The sequence below is a fragment of the uncultured Mailhella sp. genome (assembly GCF_905187505.1).
In the GTDB taxonomy this organism is placed as follows: domain Bacteria; phylum Desulfobacterota; class Desulfovibrionia; order Desulfovibrionales; family Desulfovibrionaceae; genus Mailhella.
The window spans coordinates 1-3,418 of the sequence record NZ_CAJJIC010000184.1; the positions used below are offsets into that span (position 1 = coordinate 1).

A 3,418-nucleotide genomic window follows, 5' to 3' on the forward strand; every position below is an offset into this window, starting at 1 on the left:
CCACGCCGTAGTCCTGCGGGGCGAAGCGCACGGTGGTGGGGATTTCGGTGCTCGGGTCAAGATAGCCGGAAAGAATGGAGCCGTCCACGCAGAATGCCTGCACCTGACCGGCGTCGAGGGCGGCCTTGATGGAGGGATAGTCGGGGAAGGTCTGGATGTTGGCGGTGTCGGTCAGCGTGACGCCGTTTTCGGCGGCGGCCTTGATGAGGGCGTCCTTGGAAGTGGAGCCTTCAGCCACGCCGATGCGCTTGTTCACGAGGTCGGCGTAGCCGGAAATGCCGGCGTTCTTCTTCACCAGCAGGGAGACGGCGTCGGTGTAGTAGGGAGTGGAGAAGTTCCAGATGGTCTTGCGTTCGGGGGTGATGGTGAAGGTGGCGAGCACCATGTCGATGTCCCCGGTGTCAAGAAGCTGACCGCGGGTCTTGGCGGTCACGGCCGTGAAGGAAACCTTGTCGGCCTTGAGGCCCATGGCTTCGGCGAGCTTTTTGGCCAGGTCCACTTCCATGCCGGCGTAGTCGCCGGAAAGATCCTGCATGCTGAAGCCCGGAACGTCGGACTTGACGCCTACGTGCAGCTCGCCGCGCTTGACGATGGCCTGAACATCGTCCGGCAGAGTCGCGGCCGAAGCGCTCGTGGCGAAGCTCAGAGCGACAAGGGCGGAGAGAAGAAGGACTCCCATGCGGTGAAGCTTTTTCATTGCGATGCCTCCTGGTGTGCCGGCTGGCATTAGGGGTTCTGCCTTGCGCGGGGGGAACGCGAGGCACATGACAAAAGCCGGAAGATCCGGCGGACGGACGAAAAAAGGGCTTGCGGGACGAACCCGCAGCCTTGAATGCGTGAGAATGGTTCTAGTGCAGGATCTTGCCCAGGAACTGCTTGGTGCGTTCGTGGGTGGGGTTCACGAAGAAGTGTTCGGGCGTTCCTTCTTCCAGAATGGTGCCGTCTTCCATGAAGATCACGCGATCGGCCACTTCGCGGGCAAAGCCCATTTCATGGGTCACGATGACCATGGTGATGTTCTTTTCACCGGCGAGCTTGACCATGACGTTCAGCACTTCCTGCACGGTTTCGGGGTCGAGGGCGGAAGTGGGCTCGTCGAAGAGTATGATCTTGGTCTGACTGCACAGGGCGCGGGCGATGGCCACGCGCTGCTGCTGACCGCCGGACAGGGTGGCAGGATAGGCGTTGGCCTTTTCCTCGAGACCCACGACGGCGAGATAGTGCCGGGCGAGTTCCTGCGCTTCCTTCCTGCTCTTGCCGAACAGCTTGATGGGAGCCAGGGTGAGATTGCCCATGACGGTGAGGTGCGGATACAGGTTGAACTGCTGAAACACCATGGACGAGGTGCTTCTCACGAGCGAAACGCGATTCTGCTTCGTGAGCTCCGTGTTGTCGATGTAGACGTGTCCGGACGTGGGGGTTTCAAGTCCGTTCATGCAGCGCACGGTGGTGGACTTGCCGGAGCCGGAAGGCCCGATGATGACGAGCTTTTCCCCTTCCTTCACGTCCAGATTGACGCCTTTGAGCACCTCGTGGGAACCAAAGGACTTATGAATGTCGGAAAGCCTGATCACGATTTTTCTCCTGCAGGCGGGCGTAGCCTTCAGCCTGCTGTTTTTTTCTGTGTTTTTCCGGCGTTCCCGGAAACTATATTTTACAATAATGTAAAATACCAGAGTGATCAATTTTTGTCAATATTGTTAATATTTTTTGTATTTCTTATAAATTATGGAAAAAATACGGTAGTGTCGACGCAATATTCTTTTAATGCGGCATCATGATTCTTTTATTTTACTGCCATTGCAGAAGATGCTGTCATGACAACAGAGAAGAAGGCTGTTTTCTCCCTGATGGGAAGATGCGGAATATTGGAAAGTATTCTTCATGGTTATTGGATAATTGATAAAAATGACAAAAAATGAAAGCCTCTGCAACAACAGAGGAAGGCAGGAGATTCAGAAGAAAAAAGACAGCAGAAGACTTCGGCATGCGTGCCGGGGGCGGAAGCGTCGTTGCTTTTGCGCGCTCGTTCGGAGCGTCGGAGGCTGAAGAAGGGCTTCCTGCGCCGACAAGAAGCGCGGGCGGCCGCCTGCCGACGCTTCGGTAGGAACGGAAGAGGAGACGTCTTCGACGGGTCGGGGAGGGAGACTCCAAAAAACATTGTGGGAATGGGAAGATGGGAGGAAGGCAGCGCGTGCTGCACGGCGGGGGCGGCGTGACGGGGACGGGGAAGCAGGGCGTCTGCGGAGAGAAAATGCGCCCCGGCCGGGCTCCGGCGCGCGGCAGAGCGGGAAAAGAGCGGTACAAAATTGATTTATGTCCGACACTTGACAAGAATGTCCGCTCAGGACTGTATAAGGGGCAGGCCGGTGTTTTTGCAGAATTGTCATTCTGTTTTTTCGTTCACCTCAAGCCAAGGAGTGTTCCCGTGCTTCTCCGTCTGTTTGCCTGCGCCGCCCTGGCGCTGCAGCTCGCCTTCTTCCCCGTTTCCGACGTTTCGCCCGCGCTTGCCGCCGGGCAGAGCGTACGCTCCTACGACTATGCCGTTCTTCCTCTGGAGCGCAACGGCTACAAGCTGCATTTCGACTGCATGAAGAGCGCCGGCACGACGCCGAAGAAGAACATTCTTCTCGTGCACGGTCTGACCTACTCTTCCCATGAGTTCGACGTGAACTACGGCGATTACAGTCTGGCCCGTTTTCTGGCGGATCAGGGCTATGCCGTATGGCGTCTGGACGTGGCGGGCTACGGCCAGTCGCAGGCCGTGGAAGACGGCTTCATGCTTAACTCCGACTATGCCGCCGAAGACGTGGCCGCCGCGGCCGCGGCCGTGGTGAAGGAGAGCGGGCAGAAGCGGATCGACGTGCTCGGCTGGAGCTGGGGCACGGTGACGAGCAGCCGTTTTGTGGCGAAGCATCCCGACATGGTGCGGCGCCTCGTTCTGTACGCGCCCATTCTGAGCGGACTCGGCGCGGGCAACGTCACGTCGCCCTTCAACAATAATACCTGGGTGCACGCGGCCGGCGACTTTCAGATGACCGACAAGGGCGACATCGACTACAGCATCGTGGAACCTGCCGTGGTGGCGGAATTTCAGTCCAACTGCTGGCGCTACGACGGCAGCTCCAGCCCCAACGGCGGACGCCGCGATCTTGTCTCCTCACCTTCCAACCTTCTCATTTTCCCGGAACAGCTCAAGGTTCCCACCTTCGTCATTGCCGGCGACAAGGACCCGTACATCAACAAGGATCTGTTCCATGCCCTTCAGCCCAAGCTTCCCGCCGGTTCCCGCGTGGTGGAAATCAAGGGTGCGGCCCATGCCATGATGATGGAAAAGCCCTTCTACAAGGACTTCCGCAATCAGTCCGCACCATATTTACCGCGCTTTGCTTCGCCATAAGCCAGTACACGGCGGCCC

General features: G+C 58.1%; 3 protein-coding genes. 1 reads left to right on the top strand and 2 read right to left on the bottom strand.

Translation table 11 applies throughout. The features are described from left to right. Both QZZ60_RS11090 and QZZ60_RS11095 read right to left on the bottom strand, forming a co-directional pair. A partial coding sequence (locus tag QZZ60_RS11090) for a transporter substrate-binding domain-containing protein (RefSeq protein WP_295641390.1) occupies positions 1 to 697 on the bottom strand: 697 nt, incomplete at its 3' end. A 151-nt stretch (positions 698 to 848) separates the two neighbouring features. Continuing rightward, the gene (locus QZZ60_RS11095) at positions 849 to 1,574 is read right to left on the bottom strand and encodes an amino acid ABC transporter ATP-binding protein (protein WP_295641392.1); all 726 of its coding nucleotides are present in this window, start codon (positions 1,572 to 1,574) and stop codon (positions 849 to 851) included. A gap of 854 nt (positions 1,575 to 2,428) precedes the next feature. Between QZZ60_RS11095 and QZZ60_RS11100 the strand changes: the two genes are divergently transcribed. After that, positions 2,429 to 3,400 (top strand): alpha/beta hydrolase, encoded by a 972-nt coding sequence (locus QZZ60_RS11100; RefSeq protein WP_295641394.1) that lies wholly within the window; start codon positions 2,429 to 2,431, stop codon positions 3,398 to 3,400. Positions 3,401 to 3,418: the final 18 nt, after the last annotated feature.